The sequence below is a fragment of the Streptomyces sp. NPDC021100 genome (assembly GCF_044333095.1).
GTDB lineage: Bacteria > Actinomycetota > Actinomycetes > Streptomycetales > Streptomycetaceae > Streptomyces.
In genome coordinates, this window is the sequence record NZ_JBIRQH010000002.1 from 349,986 (window position 1) to 366,885 (window position 16,900).

At 75.9% G+C, this 16,900-nt stretch carries 14 protein-coding genes; 11 read left to right on the forward strand and 3 right to left on the reverse strand.

Going from position 1 to position 16,900, the window contains the following annotated elements:
- Position 1: 1 nt before the first annotated feature.
- The 8 genes from ACH4PU_RS05180 (at position 2) to ACH4PU_RS05215 (ending at position 8,952) form a co-directional block, all read left to right on the forward strand.
- Entirely contained in the window at positions 2 to 1,366 is a 1,365-nt protein-coding gene (locus ACH4PU_RS05180; protein ID WP_398266213.1) for a class I adenylate-forming enzyme family protein, read from the forward strand.
- A gap of 47 nt (positions 1,367 to 1,413) precedes the next feature.
- Complete coding sequence (locus ACH4PU_RS05185) at positions 1,414 to 1,704, forward strand: phosphopantetheine-binding protein (RefSeq protein WP_398266216.1); 291 nt, start codon at positions 1,414 to 1,416, stop codon at positions 1,702 to 1,704.
- Positions 1,701 to 2,732 (forward strand): BtrH N-terminal domain-containing protein, encoded by a 1,032-nt coding sequence (locus tag ACH4PU_RS05190; protein ID WP_398266219.1) that lies wholly within the window; start codon positions 1,701 to 1,703, stop codon positions 2,730 to 2,732. The genes ACH4PU_RS05185 and ACH4PU_RS05190 overlap by 4 nt, the downstream gene beginning before the upstream one ends.
- On the forward strand, positions 2,729 to 3,469 hold the full coding sequence (fabG, locus tag ACH4PU_RS05195) for a 3-oxoacyl-ACP reductase FabG (RefSeq protein WP_398266222.1): 741 nt from the start codon (positions 2,729 to 2,731) through the stop codon (positions 3,467 to 3,469). Before ACH4PU_RS05190 ends, fabG begins: the two co-directional genes overlap by 4 nt.
- Positions 3,470 to 3,503: 34 nt before the next feature.
- On the forward strand, positions 3,504 to 4,793 hold the full coding sequence (locus ACH4PU_RS05200) for a glycosyltransferase (protein ID WP_398266225.1): 1,290 nt from the start codon (positions 3,504 to 3,506) through the stop codon (positions 4,791 to 4,793).
- A complete protein-coding gene (locus ACH4PU_RS05205; protein ID WP_398266228.1) occupies positions 4,790 to 5,782 on the forward strand; it encodes a Gfo/Idh/MocA family oxidoreductase in 993 nt (330 codons plus the stop codon). The genes ACH4PU_RS05200 and ACH4PU_RS05205 overlap by 4 nt, the downstream gene beginning before the upstream one ends.
- A gap of 777 nt (positions 5,783 to 6,559) precedes the next feature.
- Positions 6,560 to 7,816: an MFS transporter gene (locus ACH4PU_RS05210; protein ID WP_398266231.1), complete on the forward strand. Its 1,257-nt coding sequence runs from the start codon at positions 6,560 to 6,562 to the stop codon at positions 7,814 to 7,816.
- A 20-nt stretch (positions 7,817 to 7,836) separates the two neighbouring features.
- Positions 7,837 to 8,952, forward strand: coding sequence for a hypothetical protein (locus ACH4PU_RS05215; protein ID WP_398266234.1), 1,116 nt, complete (start codon positions 7,837 to 7,839; stop codon positions 8,950 to 8,952).
- A gap of 50 nt (positions 8,953 to 9,002) precedes the next feature.
- Here the strand turns inward: ACH4PU_RS05215 and ACH4PU_RS05220 are convergent, their stop codons facing one another.
- Positions 9,003 to 9,554, reverse strand: coding sequence for an AAA family ATPase (locus ACH4PU_RS05220; protein ID WP_398266237.1), 552 nt, complete (start codon positions 9,552 to 9,554; stop codon positions 9,003 to 9,005).
- Positions 9,555 to 9,834: 280 nt separating this feature from the next.
- On the opposite strand from ACH4PU_RS05220, the gene ACH4PU_RS05225 reads away from it, so the two are divergent.
- Positions 9,835 to 11,097 carry an acyltransferase domain-containing protein gene (locus ACH4PU_RS05225; protein ID WP_398266240.1) on the forward strand — a complete coding sequence of 421 codons (1,263 nt, stop codon included), beginning with the start codon at positions 9,835 to 9,837 and terminating at the stop codon, positions 11,095 to 11,097.
- A complete protein-coding gene (locus ACH4PU_RS05230; RefSeq protein WP_398266243.1) occupies positions 11,094 to 12,089 on the forward strand; it encodes a GDP-L-fucose synthase family protein in 996 nt (331 codons plus the stop codon). Before ACH4PU_RS05225 ends, ACH4PU_RS05230 begins: the two co-directional genes overlap by 4 nt.
- A gap of 3 nt (positions 12,090 to 12,092) precedes the next feature.
- On the opposite strand, the gene ACH4PU_RS05235 is transcribed toward ACH4PU_RS05230, so the two are convergent.
- Together ACH4PU_RS05235 and ACH4PU_RS05240 are read right to left on the reverse strand one after the other, a co-directional pair.
- Complete coding sequence (locus ACH4PU_RS05235) at positions 12,093 to 12,941, reverse strand: MaoC/PaaZ C-terminal domain-containing protein (RefSeq protein ID WP_398266246.1); 849 nt, start codon at positions 12,939 to 12,941, stop codon at positions 12,093 to 12,095.
- Between the two features lie 65 nt (positions 12,942 to 13,006).
- A complete protein-coding gene (locus ACH4PU_RS05240; RefSeq protein WP_398266249.1) occupies positions 13,007 to 13,822 on the reverse strand; it encodes a mycofactocin-coupled SDR family oxidoreductase in 816 nt (271 codons plus the stop codon).
- A gap of 393 nt (positions 13,823 to 14,215) precedes the next feature.
- Between ACH4PU_RS05240 and ACH4PU_RS05245 the strand changes: the two genes are divergently transcribed.
- Positions 14,216 to 16,696, forward strand: coding sequence for a SpoIIE family protein phosphatase (locus tag ACH4PU_RS05245; RefSeq protein WP_398266252.1), 2,481 nt, complete (start codon positions 14,216 to 14,218; stop codon positions 16,694 to 16,696).
- Positions 16,697 to 16,900: the final 204 nt, after the last annotated feature.

The following is a 16,900-nucleotide window of genomic DNA, read 5'->3' on the forward strand; positions in this document are numbered from 1 at the left end:
CGTGGACGACGCACCGGACACCCCGCTGGACGTCCTCGCCGGGCACCGCCGCGCCGGGCGGGGGGACCGGCCGGCCCTGGCGGACCGGCGGCGGTCGGTGACCTACGCCGAGCTGGAGCGGGAAGTCGGGGCCAGGATGCGGGAGTTGAGGGAGGCCGGCGTCGGGGCCGGGGTGCCCGTCGGCGTCGTCCTCACCTGCCTGCTGGAGTCCGTGGCCGACTTCGCCGCCGCGCTGTCGCTGGGGGCCGCCGTACTGGTGCTGCAAGAGCGCGCCGGCGGCGCCGAGCGGGCGGCGGCGCTGGACGACTTCGCCGCCGAACTGCTCGTCGCCGAACGGGGGGTGGCGCGGCTGCGGCCGGCCGGGCGGGGTACGGACGCCCCGGCGTTCGCCGTCACCAGCTCGGGGACCGGCGGCCGGCCGAAGGTGATCTCCCGCGAGTGGCCCGGCACGTTCCGCAACTCGTCCGTGTTCGCCGCCGAGTCGGGCCTGGACGCCGACGACGTCGTGCTCACCACCAGCCCGCTCGGCCACAGTTACGCGATCGAGGCGGGCACCCTCGCCGTCCTGGCGGCGGGGGCCTGCCAGGTGGTGCCGTCCGGCCCGCTGACCCCGGCCCGGGCCGCCGCCCTGGCCGGGCGGCACCGGCCGACCGTGCTGCAGACGGTCCCGCTCGTCCTCGACTGGTGGGGGCGGGGCGGCGTGCCGCGCGCGGGCCACTGGAAGCGGTGCGTCAGCGCGGGCGAGGCCCTGCCGGCCGCCGCGGCCGGGCCCTGGCACGACGCCGGGGTCCCCGTCCTCGACCACTACGGCAACTCCGAGCTGGGCCAGCTGACCCTCGGCCCGGCCGGCGGCGGGGGCGTCGGCCGTCCGCTGCCCGGCGTCGGGCTGCGGGCCGGCACCGGCGGGCCGGGGCCGGTGACCGCGCGCTTCCACGGCCTCTCCCCCGTCCGCGTGCGGCAAGGACGCGCCACACCGCTCGCCGACGCGGACGGCTGGGTCGCCACGGGCGACCTCGGCGTCCTCGACGCCGGCGGCGGGCTCCGGCTGACCGGCCGCGCCGACGCGCTCATCAACGTCGCGGGCAACAAGGTCTCGCCCACCGAGGTGGAGGCCGTCCTGCGCGGCCTGCCCGGGGTGGGCGACTGCGCCGTCGTGGGGCGGCCGGGCCCGGCGGGCGGGACGCAGGTGTGGGCGTTCGTCGAGGCCGACGCCCGCGACTTCGACGCGGCGGCCCTGCGCCGCCGGGCGGGCGAGCTGCTGACGCCCGTGAAGGTGCCCGCGGTCATCCGCCGCGTCGACGCGCTGCCCAGAACGCCCACCGGCAAGATCCGCCGCGGCCCGCTCCTGACGGACGACGGCGGCTGACCCCGTCCGTCCCGTACGACACCCCCACCGGCGAAAGGGAACCGAAGATGACCGACGCCGCCACTCCCCGGCTGCCCGACCGCGACGATGTGATGAAGCTCGTCACGACCGTCCTCGCGGAACGCCCCCACCTGCCCGACCGGCTCGACGAGAGCACCACCCTGGACGAGATCGGGATGGACTCCCTCGACCTGATCGTGGTGTTCTCCCGCTTCGAGGACGCGTGGGGCGTGCCCTACAGCGAGGAGGAGACCGACTGGACGGTCTTCGACAACCTGGGACACCTGGCCGACACCCTGGTCGCCCGCGCCCGGGCCGCCGCGCGGGAGCCGCGGTGACGGGGACGGCCGCCGCCCCGCGGTTCGACCCGGGCGCGGCGCTGGGCTGGGGGGACCGCGCGCTGGACGGGCTGAACTGCGTGCTCCGCTGCGTCGAGGCGGTGCTGCGGTTCCGGGGCCTGGGCCCGCTGGCGGTCGCGCGGGCGCTCAACGGCCCGCTGGACCCGGTGGGCCGGGACCTGGCCCAGGACTTCGACGGCTGCCGGGTGGCGTACCGGACGGCGTTCGACGACGGCGCCCGCAACGTGCCGTTCGTGCTGGAGCGGCTGGCCGCCGGCGAGCCGGTGATGGTGCTGCCGGACCGCTACCACCTGCCCGGCGACGTGTACGAGGGCCGCTTCCACTTCCACGACCACGCCGTGCTGGCGGTCGGCTGGTCCCCGGCCGACGGCGTCGTCACCGTGCTGGACACCGACGCCGACCCGGCCGACGGCTTCCGGCGGCGGTGGGCGCTGACGCCCGCGCTGCGGGCGCTGTTCACCTGGGTGGGCACGGTGACGCCCACCGGCCCGCCGGACGAACGGGACGCGGCGGAGTACCTGGCCGGGCGGCTGGACCGGGACACCCCGCTGCTGGCCGCCGGCGCGCGGGCCCTGCGCGACCTCCTCGACGAGCTCGACGGGCTCGCCGCGCACGGCCTGGACCCGGTGCCGGCCCGGGCGCTGCACGTGCTCGTCCTGGGCGATCTCCAGCCCCAGTTGTTCCTCTACGCGCACGCCCTGGGCCCGCCGGACGGCCTCTCCCCCGCCGCGGCCGCGGTGCGGACCGCCGCGCTGGACGCCCGGCTGCGGGCCAAGCGGCTCGGCACCGCCCTGATCGCGGCGCACGAGCAGCCGGATCCGCCGGCGGTGTACCCGCGCGTGCTGGCGCTGGGGCGCCCGCTGCTGGCCGCGCTGGACCGGCTGCGGGAGGCGATGGTCGCCGCGGGCGGGCGGGAAGGGACCCCGGATCCCGGGGCGGCGGCCCGGCTGCGCGCCCGGTTCGCGCACATCGAGGACACCTGCTTCCCGCTCCGGGAGGCGCGGTGAACGGCCGGGCCGCCCTGGTGACCGGCGGTTCCGGGCCCCTGGGCCGGGCCGTCGCCCAGGCGCTGGCCGCCGCCGGCCACGCGGTCGCGGTGCACGCGCACCGCGACGTGAAGGCCGCGACGGACACGGCCGGCGCACTGCGGGCGGCGGGCACGGCCGCCGTGGCGGTGACGGCCGACCTCTCCCGGCCGGACGGCGGGAAGCAGGCGGTCGACGCGACCGTGGCGGAGTTCGGCCGGCTGGACGCGCTCGTCGTCAACTCCGGTATCCACCGGGACCGGCTGCTGCTCGACGTGCCGGACGAGGAGTGGGAGGAACAGCTGGCGGTCAACCTCGGCGGCGCGTTCCGCTGTCTGCGGGCCGGGGTGCGGGCCATGCTGCGACGGCCCGGTGGGCGGGTGGTGCTGGTGTCGTCGGTGGCCGGGCTGCGCGGGCGGCCGGGCCAGGCGGCGTACGCGGCGGGCAAGTCGGGGCTGCACGGGCTGGCGTGGACGGTCGCCCGGGAGTACGGGCGGTACGGCCTCACCTGCAACTGCGTGGCCCCCGGCCTGGTCGCCGGGACGCCCGCGCACGACGCCCTTCCGGAGCGGGCGCGCGAGGACGTCGTACGCCGCACCCCGCTCGGCCGGCCGGCCCGGCCCGAGGAGGTCGCCGCGGTCGTGGCCTTCCTGTGCTCCCCGGCCGCGTCGTACGTGACCGGGCAAGTGATCGCGGTGGACGGCGGGCTGACGGTGTGAAGCGGCATCAGTTGGTTGTCGAACAGGAGGACGTGTGACCGGACGAATGCTGTTCTTCCCCTGGGGCTGGGGCGGCGGCGCGGCCTACACCGGCCGGTGCCTGGCCCTGGCGGCGGAACTGGCCGCGGCGGGCGCCGAGGTGGCGTTCGCGGACTGCGGCATCCCCGCGATGGTGCGGGAGGCCGGGTTCCCGGTGCTGGACTCCGGGCCCGGCGCGCCCCGGCCGCCGGCCCGGCACCCGACGCCGCCGTACCTGCCGTTCGCCGACGTGGAGCGGGTGTTCACCGTCGCGGCGGCGTTCCACCGGATCGAACGCGTCCGGCGGCGGCTGGCCGCGGACGCCCGGCTGATCGAGGAGTTCCGGCCGACGGCGGTCGTCGTCGACATGTACCCCACCGCCGCGCTCGCCGCCCGTGCGGCCGGCGTGCCGGTGGTCTCGCTCGCCGACGCGGACTTCGTCACCCCGCGCGCGAACGGCTGGATGCCGTGGTCGACCGTCGCGCCGCGCGATCTGCTGCCGCACCCGGCCGGCCTGCCCGTCTGGGACGAGGTGTCGCGCGAGCTCGGCCTGGGCCCGGTGGCGCGGACGGAGCATCTGCTGTGGGGGGACGTCACGTTGGTGTCGAGCGACCCCGGCCTGGAGCCCCTGGACGGGCCGCCGCACCGGGGCGCGCTGCACTACGTCGGCCCGATGTACTGGAACCCGGCCGGCGCCGCCCCGGAGCCGCCGCGCACGGACCGGCCGCGGGTGTACGTCACCATCGGCAGCGGCGGCAACATGGCCCGGCGGGCGCTCCAGAACGTCCTCGACGCCTGCGCGGAGCGGCCCTGGACCGTGTACGTGTCGAGCGGCTTCGCCTTCCAGGGCGGCCTGGTGGTGCCGGACAACGTGGTGGTGGCGGGCTTCACCGGCCTGGACGCGCCGCTGGCCTGGGCGGACGTGGTGGTGAGCCACGGCGGTTCGGCGACGGTGCTGGCCGCGCTGCTGCACGGCAAGCCGTCGGTCGTCATGCCGTTCATGTCCGAACAGGAGCTGAACGGGCGGCAGTTGGCCGAGGCGACCGGTGCGGGAGTGCTGCTGCGGACCAGCGCGACGCTCCCCCACGGGCGGCTCGCCTTCACCGACCGCACCTCCGGCCCGGCCGACGGCCCGTATGTGCCGGCCGACGACATCCGGCGGGGTGTCGAGGACGTCCTCGCCGATCCCGGATACACCGAACGGGCGGCCGCATGGGGTGCCCGGCTGCGTGCCCGCCGGGAGTCGGCGGACCTCGTCGGCCTGGCCCGGTCCGCCGTCGCGCCGGCCGCGGGGGTACGGCGATGAGCGCCGGCCCGGTCGTCGGCCTGCTGGGCTGCGGGCGGATCGGCGCGCTGTACGCCGAGCACCTTGCCGCGCTGGGCCCGCACCGGCTGGTGTGCGTGGACGTCGTCCCGGACCGCGCCGAGGCGCTGGCCCGGAAGGCGGCCCGCGGGTCCGTCGCGGACTCGGTCGAGGTCCTGCTGTCCCGGGGCTGCGACGCGGCGCTGGTGACGGCGGCCACCACCAGCCACCCCGAACTGGTCGCGGAGCTGGTCGGCGCGGGGATACCGACGCTGTGCGAGAAGCCATTGGCCGTGGATCCGACGACGACGGAGGCGCTGGGCCGGGCGGCCGACCGGCGGGGCGTGCCCCTGTGGGTGGGGTTCCAGCGCCGCTTCGACCCCGGCTTCGCCGGCCTGCGCGCCCGGGTGGCCGCCGGCGACCTGGGCCGGCCGCACGTGCTCCGGCTGGTCTCGCACGACATGGCCCCGCCCCCGCTCGCCCGCCTCCGCGAGAGCGGCTCGGTCTTCACCGACCTGATGCTGCACGACTTCGACCTGGCCCGGTGGCTCACCGGCCGGACGGTCGTCCGGGTGACCGCCGACGGGGCGGCGCTGTCCTGTCCCGAACTGGCGGACCTCGGCGACTTCGACACGGTCACGGCCATGCTCCGGCTCGACGACGGCACCCTCGCGGTCCTCACCGCCGGCCGCCGGCAGCCGCTGGGGTACGACGTGCGGGCCGAACTGCTGGGCGAACGGGGCAACCTGGAGGCGGGCCCCACGGGCGCGGCCGAGCCCGGCGCGGGCGGCGCGCCGGCCCCGCGCCACCAGGGCTACTGGGACCGCTTCGGCACCGCCTACCGCACCCAGCTGCGCGCCTTCCTCACCACCGCGACCGGCGGCCCGCCCGACCCGGCGGCGGGCGGCTGGCGCGACTCCCACGCGGCCCTGCGCTGCGCGCTGGCCGCGGAGCGGTCGGTGGCGGGGGGATCGGTTCCGGTGACGCTATGAGGGGGGTGAGGGGGGTGTGCGGGACGGCCGCGGCGGCCCGGACGCGCCCAGCGGCCGGGGCCAGGGCCGGGGCCAGGGCCGGGGCCAGGGCCGGGGCCAGGGCCGGGGCCGGGGCCAGGGCCGGGGCCAGGGCCGGGGCCAGGGCCGGGGCCGGGGCCAGGGCCGGGGCCAGGGCCAGGGCCAGGGCCGGGGCCAGGGCCGGGGCCGGGGCCGGCGGGGCCATGAGGACGGCCACATCCGCCGCGACGATCGCGACCGTCGGAACACTCGGGACGGCCGGCATCGCCGGGACCGTCCGACCGGGCGGGGCCGCTGGGGCCGCCGTCAAGACCCCTGTGGCCGACACCGCCGGAACCCCCGGGGCCGTCCAAGTCAGCCGACCCACCGCGGAAACCGAGGCCACCGGGCGCGGCACACCCGCCGCCCGGGACGCGCCGAGGGGGCCGGGGGGCGTGGCGGGTGCCGTGCGCGCCGCCAGGATGGGGCCCGGCCGGGGAAGCGGCGGCCGGCCGTCGGGCCCACCGCGGGGGCCGTCGTCGTATCCGCCGTGGACGTCACCGCCGGGCCCGCCGCCGGACGCGCCGCCGGACCCGCCGTCGGGCCCGCCGTCGGGCCCGCCCCGGCGCGGCCGGTCGCCGCCGCTCGGGCGGTGCCGTGGGCCGGACGCCGTCGGGGCGTCCGCCACCGCGGCGTCCGCGGAAGTTGCACGTCCGCGCGCACCGGGGCGAACGCCGTCCCGGGGAACCGCGGCGCACCGACAGAAAGAGAGCGCCTGCCATGTCCGATCTCGCCACGTTGCCCACCACCCCCGCCCGCGCCCTCGAACGGGACTTCCGCCTGCTGTGGATCGGCAGCGGTATCAGCCAGCTCTGCGGGATGGCGACGGTGGTCGCCTTCCCACTGCTGGCCGCCCGGACGCTGGGGGCGACGGTCGGTGAGGTCGGCCTGATCACCGCGGCGGGCTATCTGCCGTGGCTGGTGCTGACGCTGCCCGCCGGCGTGTACGGCGCACGGCTGCGCCCGCGGACGCTGCTGCTGCTCGCCGATCTCGGCCGTGCGGTGATCGTCACCATGGTGCCGGTGCTGGCGGCGACGGGGCACCTGGCGCTGTGGCATCTCTACCTCTCCAATGTGCTGGTCAGTTGCGCGACGGTGTTCTACGAGATCGTGTACCTGTCCATGCCGCCGCGGATGCTGCCCAAGGACCGGCTCGTGCACGGCAACGTCCGGCTGCAGATGGCACGCGCGGTGTCGCTGGCCTTCGGCCCGGCGGTGGCCGGGTTCACGGTGCAGGTGCTGGGGCCCGAGCGCGCCCCGCTGCTCAACGTGGGCGGTTTCGCGGCCTCCGCCGCCTGCAATCTGCTGATGCGGACGCACATCGGGGCACCGGGCGCGGCGTCCCGCGCGACCGGCCTGGGGGCGGAACTCGCCGAGGCGTTCCGGTTCGTGGCGCGGCGGCCCGTCATCCTCGCGTCGATCGCGGGTTCCGCCCTGGGGAACTGCTGCTTCGCCGCGTACGAGGCGCTGGTCGTCCTCTTCCTGGCCGACGACGTCGGGGTCGCCCCCGGCACCCTGGGCCTGCTGATCGGCTCGGTGGGCGTCGGCGGGCTGATCGGGGCGTTCGGCGCGGGCCGTGTGGCGCGGCGGCTGGGCACGGCCCGCGCGGTCTGGATCCCCGCGGCGGTGTTCGCCCCGGCGGGGCTGCTGCTGCCGCTGACCCGGCCGGGGTCCGGGCTGTTCCTGTTCCTGTGCGGCGCGCTGCTGTTCCACGCCGGGTACGCCGTGTTCACGGTCGGCCAGGCCACCCTCGTTCAACTCCTCACCCCCTCCGAGCTGTTGCAGCGGACGGTGGCCTGCGTCCGGTTCGTCAGCCGCGGCATGCTCTTCGTCGGCGGGCTGGTCGGCGGTGCGCTCGGCAGCCTGTTCGGCCCGCGGCTCGGGCTGGCCGTCGTCATGCTCCTCTGGATCGGCGCCCCTCTCGTCACCGCCTCCTCCCGGCTGCGGTTCTGGCGGGACATTCCCCCTGCGGAGTGACCACACTGCGGAGTGACCTCATGTCCGAAACGATCGACATCGTCATCACGACCATCGGCTCCGGGGAGTTCCTGGAGCACTACGCCGACACCCTCGCGGAGGGCGGCGCCCGGCTCGTCGTCATCCCCGACCGCCGGACGCCCGCCGCCTTCCACGCGGCCTGCGACCGGGCCCGCGCCCGCGGCGCCGCGATCGTCTCCCCCGACGTGGCGGAGCAGGACCGGCTGCTGGCGAAGCTGGGCGTGCCGGAGCTCGTGCCGTACGACTCCGACAACCGGCGCAACATCGGCTATCTGCTCTCGTACCTCAACGGCAGCGCGTGCGCCGTGTCCATGGACGACGACAACCTGCCCGCCGTGAGCCCGTTCCTGGACGAGCACCGGGTGGTGCTGGAGGGGCCGGCGCGGCACCGTACGGTGTCGTCGCCGTCGGGCTGGTTCAACGCCTGCGACCTGCTGGACGTGACCCCCTGCCGGGTGCACCCCCGGGGCTTCCCCTACGGGCCGCGCACGGACACCGACGCGCCGGCGTGGACGGAGGGGACGGCCGACGTACGGGTCAACGCCGGCCTGTGGCTCGGCGATCCGGACGTGGACGCGGTGACCCGGCTCGCCGTCCGCCCCACGGTGACCGCCTACCGGGGGCCGGCCGCCGTCCTGGCGCCGGACACCTGGTGTCCCGTCAACTCGCAGAACACGGCGGTGCACCGGACCGCGCTGCCCGCCTACTACTTCCTGCGGATGGGGCAGCCGGTCGGCGGCGCGCCCCTGGAGCGCTTCGGGGACATCTTCAGCGGGTACTTCGTCGCGGCGTGCGCCAAACACCTCGGCCACGCCGTCCGCTTCGGCGGCCCACCGGTCCACCACGAGCGCAACGCGCACGACCTCTTCGCCGACCTGACGGGCGAACTGCCGGCGATCCGCTTCATGGACGAACTCCTGAACTGGCTACGGGCGTTCCGCCTCGAGGGGAGCACCTACCCGGAGGCGTACGCCTCGCTGGCGCACGGCCTGCGGGAGTTCGCCGAGCAGGCGCGCGGCCCGGCCTGGGCACAGGACGCGCGGGCGTTCCTGCACCGGAGCGCCCACCTGATGCTCACGTGGCTGACCGCGGTCCGCCGGATCGACGGCGGATGAGGGCGCCGGGCTCCGCGGGAAGCACCGGCGCCGGTCCGCGGGACGGAGGTTCAGCCCTTGGCGAGGACCGCGTCGACGGTCTCGCCGAGGGTCATCTCGGAGCTGTCGAACCACGTTCCCCGGCCGTCGAGTTCGGAGCGCATCGCCTCGTCGAGGAACGACCAGTCGTCGGCCAGTACCTTGTCCCGTTCGGCGACCCGCCGGGCGACGACGTCCGGGGTGGGCGCGAGGACGATGAGGTGCAGCGGCAGGCCCTTCAGCTGCTCCAGGTAGTACTCGAGGTGCGCGCGCCGGACGACCACGTCGTCGATGACGGGGACGACGCCGGCGGCGTGGAAACTGCGGGCGAGCACCGAGGCGTTGCGGGCGCGCAGCAGCAGCTGGCGGTCGGCCTCCAGGTCCTCCTCCGGGGAGGGCAGGTGCCCGCCGGAGACGATGAGTTCCTGGATGTGGTCGCCCTCGATGTGCGCGCCGAGGGGAAAGCGGCGGGCGAGGGCGGCGGACACCGAGCTTTTTCCGGACCCGGGAATGCCGATGACGAGATAGGCGTCGGACGCGGGTTCGGTATCGACGACCAGGCCCTGGAAGGAGTTCTCCGGCATTCTTCCTCTACTCCTTTGTCGAAGGTGTCGCTTTCCGCATCGAAAGCGTCGAGCAGCGGTGCGCGCGGCGGCGCCGACCGGCCGGTGCGGCGATCGTAGCAACCACCGGCCTGCCACCCGATCCGATGCGGCGGAACACGAGGGGCTTATGACATTCGACAGTGTGCAGCCGTCTCCGCCACCGTGGCTGCTGGTGTTTTCGGCCGCCACGCGCACGGAGTTGACGGTGGAGGCGAAAAGGGCGGCAGAATTGTTGGCCAATGGTTCTCGGCCCGATGAGATGTCTTTCCGTCCCACCCGTCCGGGACTCGAACGCCTGGCGGTGTCCGCGCCGGACGTTCCGGGGCTCGTCGAGGGGCTGTCGTGCTTCGCCGACGGCCTGCCGAGCCCGCGCTGGACGGCGGGCCGGGCCGACGGCGCGGCCGGCCGGACCGCCTGGTGCTTCGGCGGCCACGGCAGCCAGTGGACGGGCATGGGCCGCGCCCTGCCGGCCTGGTCGCCCGTGGCGGCCGGGGTGTTGGCCGAACTCGACGGGCTGCTGCCCGGCGGCGTCACCGGACCGCTCGCGCGTCCGCCGGGTGCGGGGGCCGACGGCCCCGGCACGGCACAGCCGCTCATCTTCGCGCTGCAGGTGGCCACCGCCCGCTGGCTGCTGTCGCTGGGGCTGCGGCCGGACGCCGTGGTGGGGCACAGCCTGGGCGAGGTCGCCGCCGCGCACATCGCGGGTGTCCTCACGCTCCCCGAGGCGGCCCGGGTCGTCGCGACCCGCTCGCGGCTGCTCGCCCGGGCCCGTCAGACCGGAGTCGGCGGCGCGATGGCCACGATCGGCCTGGACCGGCACACCGTCGAGCGGCACTGCGCGCGGACGCCGGGGACGGTGGTCGTCGCCGCGCACAGCGCGCCCCGGGAGACGGTGATCACCGGGGCGGCCGACGCGGTGGGGGCACTCGTCGGCCTCCTGCAGGCGGAGGGGGTGCGGTGCAGGACGATCCGGATCGACGCGGCGTCGCACAGCCCGTACGTCGACGGGGTCCTGCCCGAACTCCGCGCGGAACTGGCCGGCCTGGCCCCGGCCACGCCGCGCGTGCCCTGGGTGTCGACCGTCGACGCGGCCCGGGATCCGGCCGCCGGCCCCGGCCTGGGGTCGGCGGCCGAGGCCGGATCGCAGCCGGCCGGTCCCGACCCGGAGCCCGCCGGTTCCGGACCGGCTCCCTCCGGCCTCGGCACCCCGGACTACTGGGCACGCAACCTCCGGCAGCCCGTGCGGTTCACCCAGGCCGTGTCCGCTCTGGCCGGCCGGGGCGTCCGGGCGTTCGTGGAGATCGGCCCGCACCCGGTGCTGGCCCGGCCGATCCGGGACACGCTGCGGGACGAGGGGGTCGCGGCCCCGCTCGTGGCGGCCTCAGGACACCGCGGGACCCCCGAACCGGTCGCCCTCCTGCGCCTGCTGGGCGCCCTGTACTGCCGGGGCCTGGACCTCCCCGGCCTCACAGATCACCCCACGCCTCACCCGCCCGTCCCCCCGAACGAGAGGCAGCCGTGACCCCGTCCCCTTCCCCGCGCCCCCTCCTTCAGCCTTCCTCGACCGTGCTGGTGGCCGGCTCGACCGGACTCGTGGGCTCGGCCCTGCTCCGCCGGCTGGCGGCCGAGGGGTTCACGTCGGTCGTCGGCGTCGCCTCCGCCGACGTGGACCTGACCGACGCCCGGGCCGCGTCCGCCCTCCTCGCCGCGCTCCGCCCGGATGTGGTGATCGATGCCGCCGCCCGGGTCGGCGGCATCGCCGCCAACGACGCCGAACCGGTCGAGTTCCTCACCGACAACCTCAGGATCCAGACCAATCTGTTCACGTCCGCGCACGCCGCCGGTGTCGACCGGCTGCTGTTCCTGGGTTCCTCGTGCGTCTACCCGAAGCACAGTCCGCAGCCCATCCCCGAGTCCGCGCTGCTCACCGGGGCGCTGGAGGAGACCAACGACGCGTACGCCATCGCCAAGATCGCGGGGTTGATCGCGGTGCGCTCGTACCGCAGGCAGTACGGCCGGCGCTGGATCTCGGTCATGCCGACGAACCTCTACGGCCCCGGGGACAACTTCCACCCCACCCGCTCCCATGTCCTCCCCGGGCTCGTCCGCCGCTTCCACGAGGCGGCGCGGACCGGTGCCGGGGAGGTCACCGTCTGGGGGACGGGCACGCCGCGCCGGGAGTTCCTGCACGCCGACGACCTCGCGGCGGCCTGTCTTCACCTGCTGCGGCACTACGACGACCCGTCCCCGGTCAACGTCGGCACCGGCCGGGACGTGTCCGTAGCGGAGCTGGCCCGGATGGTGGCCGAGGCGGTCGGCTACACCGGACGGATCGGCTGGGACCCGAGCCGGCCGGACGGGACGCCGCGCAAACTCCTCGACGTCTCGCGGCTGTTCGCCACCGGATGGCGGCCGGCGATCGCGCTGCCGGACGGGCTGCGGAGCACGGCCCGCTGGTACGCCGAGCGGTCCGCCGCCGATCCGGACGGCGTCCGGTGCCCGGCCGCCGGCTGACCGTCACACCGGCCGCGGGACGAACCGCCCCCGGCCCAGCACCACCCGCCCGTGCGAGCGGACCTCGAACAGTGCCACGTCCGCCCCCGCCCAGATCCGCACGGTGAGGTCCCGCCCGGGCAGCACGGGCGCGGTGAAGTCGGCGGACATGGTCCCGAACCGGGCCGGGTCGCACCCGCACAGCGCGCGCAGCAGCGCCCTCCCGGCGAACCCGAAGGTGCACAGCCCGTGCAGCGGCGGCCTGGGCAGACCCAGCCGCGCGGCGACGGCGGGGTCGGAGTGCAGCGGGTTGCGGTCGCCGCAGAGCCGGTAGAGCAGCGCCTGGTGAGGGGCGGTGGGGTAGCCGGCGGTGTGGTCCGGCTCCCGCGCCGGGCGCTCCCACGGTTCGTCCTCGGCCGTTTCCCCGCCGAAGCCGCCCGCGTACCGGACGGTCAGCCCGGTGCGGAGGCCGGCGAGGGGCCGGCCGGTGGCCGCGTCCGTACACCGGGAGTCGATCACGGCGAGCGCGGCGCGCCCCCGGTCGTACAGCCCGGTGAGCCGGGACACCGTGACCGCCGCGCCCTCGACGGGCAGCGGGCCGTGGAGCGTCACGGACTGGTGGCTGTGCAGGAGCCGCGTCACGTCGAAGTCGCCGAGGGCGGGGTGCTCCCCGGGCGGGACGAGGGTGGTGGCGAAGGTGGGCAGTACCGACGGGGTGACGCCCGTGGAGTTCTCCGTGGTGAACTCCCGTTCCCGCGATGGGTCGCCGGCCCCGGCCCCGACGCCGAGCGCGTACAGGGCCGTGTCGGCGAACGTCCACCGCAGGGGCCCGAGGGCCCAGGTGTGTCCGACGAGGTGGTGGTGGAGGGGCATGGGGAACCGGCCCGTCTGTGGCGGAGAGCGGGGGCAGAGGGAAGGGGGGACGGCGGCCCGCGGCCTCAGAACTCGCTGACGCCCGCGTCCACGGCCAGGGCGTGCGCGGTCACGTGCCGGGACGCGTCCGACACCAGGAACAGCACGGCCTCGGCCACGTCCTCCGCCGAGATCCCGTCCACCGGCTGCATGTTCACCAGCATCCCGCGCAGCCGCGGGTCGGCCATGCTCGCCTCGGCGACGCGGGTGAGCATCGCCCGGCCGCCCATGACGGTGTCGACGCCCGTCGGGTGCACGCTGTTGACCCGGACGCCGAAGCGGGCCAGCTCGGCGGCGAACGCCTTCGCCATCCCGCGCACCGCGAACTTGCTGGTGGTGTAAGGGATCATGAACGGCTGGACCTTGAGCCCCGCCGACGAGCTCATCAGCACGACGGACCCGCCGCCCGCCGCCACCAGGTGCGGCGCGGTCGCCATCACCGTGTTCCAGGTGCCGCGGACGTTGACGTCCATGGTGTCCCGGAAGATCTCCTCGGTGACCCGGTCCCAGGCACACGGAACGCAGATGCCCGCGTTGGCCACCACGGCGTCCAGCCGGCCCAGGGTCTCCACGGCCCCGTCCACGGCCTTCCGGAGCCCGGCGAGGTCGCGGACGTCGGCCACCAGCGGGACGACCCGCCGGCCGTGCGCCTCTCCCAGGGCGACGGTCTCGTCGAGGTCCTCCGGCACCGGGGAGGCGTAGGCGACGCCGGGCAGCCGGCCGCACAGGTCGACGGCGATAACGTCGGCGCCCTCGCCGGCCAGCCGCACGACGTGCGCGCGGCCCTGGCCGCGGGCCGCGCCGGTCACGAGGACGACCTTGTCCCGCATGGATCCGTTCACCGTTTCGTGTCCTCTCCCGGCGTGTCCCGGACATGTTCCCGGCGCGCCGGACGGGCTCGTGGGCCGCCGTGTGCGGGGCCCGGAGTGAAGGCAATGGTGTGGGGGTGTCCCGGAAGGGCGAAGTGGCCGTCATGCGGGCCTTGTAGCGGTTCGCCCCCTCCACGGTAGCGAAGCGGCCGGCGGTGTTCACCCGGTTCCGCCGACCTCGGGCGGACTCTCCGCCTGCCCGCCGCCGTCGGCCGCCGGATCGTGAACTCCCTTCCGCGCCATCATGGTTCCTGGGACCATGAGAGAGGGAAGGGAAAACGGAACACCATCCGAACGTCCGGCCGAGCGCCCGCCCTGATGTGCGGAAACGGGCCGGGCGGCGGCCGACTGTGCCATGCTCGGGGCGTGACGAGCGAGTCTGTCCAGGACGAGAAGTCCGGCGTCGAACCCGACGTCGCCGCACTGGCGAAGGTGGTGGCCAAGCTACGGGCGGAGAACGAGCGGCTGGAGCACCTGGCGTCCACCACGGCCGTGCTGGAACGCGCCAAGGGTGTGCTGATGGCACGCTCCGACTGCTCCGCGGCGGCGGCTTACGAGCACCTGACGCGGCGCGCGCGCACCGCCGGCCGGACGCTGGCTGAGGAGTGCTGGATCGTCCTGGGCGACCTGCCGCAGGGCGGCGCCGTCCCCGCCGCCCGCAAGCCTTCCGGACCGCGCGGACCGGCCGCACCCGGCGGACCGGACGGAACGGAGGGCGGCGGCTCGGTGTTCGACTCCACGCGCTACACCCGCCACGCCCCGCCGGGAACCGCCGGGCACCGGACGCACGCGGAGGTCCTGGGCGCCGTCGGCGAGGCCCTGGCCCGCGTCTCGGGCCTGCAGGAGCTCGCCGGGACGCTGCTGGACCACCTGGCCGGGCCGCCGGTCCACGCCGACGCCGTGATGATCTTCCTCAGCGCCCCGAACGGCGTGCTGGAGCTCGGCGGCCACGCCGGCACCGGGGCCGCCGTCGCCGCCCAGTGGCGGTCCGTACCGCCCGTCAGCGGCATCGCCGCGCAGGACGTCGTCCGCCGGGGCGAGGCCGTCTGGCTGGAGGACCCCGAGCGGGACGCGCTGCACTACCACCTGATCGGCGAGCAGGGCCACCGGTGGCTGACGCGGGCCTGGCTCCCCGTGGTCACCGGCGGTACGGTCACCGCCGCCCTGGGCGTCCTCCGCACCGTCGACGCCCCCTTCGATCCGGCCGTCCGTGAGCTGCTGCGGGCGGTCGCCCGACTGTGCGCGGGGAGTCTGCGGATGTGCGACGCACCGGCCGGCCGGACCGGCCCGCCCCTCACCGAATCCGTGCAGGCGGTCTTCGACGCCCTGATGGGCCCGGCGGCCCTGCTCACGCCCCTGCGGTCGGCGACGGGCGAGGTCGAGGACTTCCGGATCGACGCCGCCGCGCCGCAGTCCGCCGACATCGCCGGGCGGCGGGGGCGCCAACTCGTCGGCCTGCGCGTCCTGGAGTGCTATCCGACCATGGCCGGATCCTCCGCCTGGCACGGCTACCTCCACACCCTGGAGACCGGACAGCCGTACCAGAGCGAGCCGTTCGCCTACGAGGAGGTCGTCGCCGGCGTCCGCAAACAGTCCGTCTACTCGCTGCGGGTGGCGCGCCTCGGTGGCTCCCTCGTCGTCTGCTGGACCGGCCACGACACCGAGACCCGGCAGCGGGAGCTGCTCGCCGACCTCCAGCGGCTGGGCAACCTCGGCTGGACGGACTGGAACCTGGCCACCGACGCCGTCACCTGGTCGCCGCAGGTCTACGAGATCCTGGACCGCGACCGCTCGCTGGGGCCGATGCGCCTCGACGAACTGCCGCGCCACCTGCTGCCCGAGGACCTGCCCGAGTTCGCCCGGGCCGTCCAGTCCCTTCTGGCCGACGGCACGCCCATGGACCACCTGGTCCGGTTCGCCAGCGCCTCCGGCGTCAAGCACCTGCGGGTCGTCGCCGAGACCGTGCCGGACGCCGACGGCACACCCGTCGAGGTGCACAGCGTCATCATGGACCTCACCGCCCGGCGGCGCGCCGAACTGGCCCTGCTGGAGTCCCAGCAGGCGGTGCTCGCCCAGCGCAACGTGCTGCAGACGGAACGCCTGGTGGCGGCGCGGCTCCAGCACGCGCTGCTGCCGCTGCCCACCCAGTCGCTGAACCTCGCGGACCTCCGCGTCGACGTCGCCTACCTGCCGTCGCACGACGACCTCAGCGTGGGCGGCGACTGGTACAGCGCCGTCGAGATGCCCGACGGCTGCGTCCTGTTCGCCGTCGGGGACGTCGCCGGGCACGGCATCGACGCGGTGGCCACCATGGCGCAACTGCGCTTCACCGCCAAGGGGATGGTGTTCACCGGCTCCTCCCTGACCGGCGCCCTGCACCGGCTCAACACTCTGCTGCTGCACACCCCGGACGGGCACGCCACGGCCACCATGGTCCTCGGCCGCTACGACCCCACCGAGCGCTGCCTGACCTGGGCCCAGGCCGGCCACCCGCCGCCCCTGCTCGTCCGGCAGGGCAAGGCGGAGTACCTGACCCCGCCCGAGGGCGTCCTGCTCGGCGCGACCCTGCGGCCCTCCTACGGGCAGGCCACCTGCCGGATCGAGCCCGGCGACCATCTGCTGATGTACACCGACGGGCTGATCGAGCGCCCCGGCGAGCACCTCGACGCCGGCCTGGACCGGCTCAGCGAGGCCGTACGCAGCGTGCCGCCACGCGGCGGCAACGGCTCCCTCGACGCGCTCCTCGCGCGGCTGCTCCCCGACGAGCAGCGCGACGACGTGTGCCTGCTGTCCGTCCACCTTCCTCCGGAGCCCGCGCTCCGGGACGCGCGGACGCGGGGCGTGTAGGTCTTCACCAGCCGGCGCCCGCCTTCGGGGTCGTCACCGGCCCTCTCCTGAACGGCCCGGCACCCGTGGCCCTCAAGCGCCCGGCGTGCCCGGACGTTTCACCGTACCCGGGTGTTTGGCCGCACCCGGGTGTTCCGGTGTGTTTTCGGACGGACCGACGGTGTTCCGGCCCAACTGAGTTCATAGACCACTCAGTTCCGGACA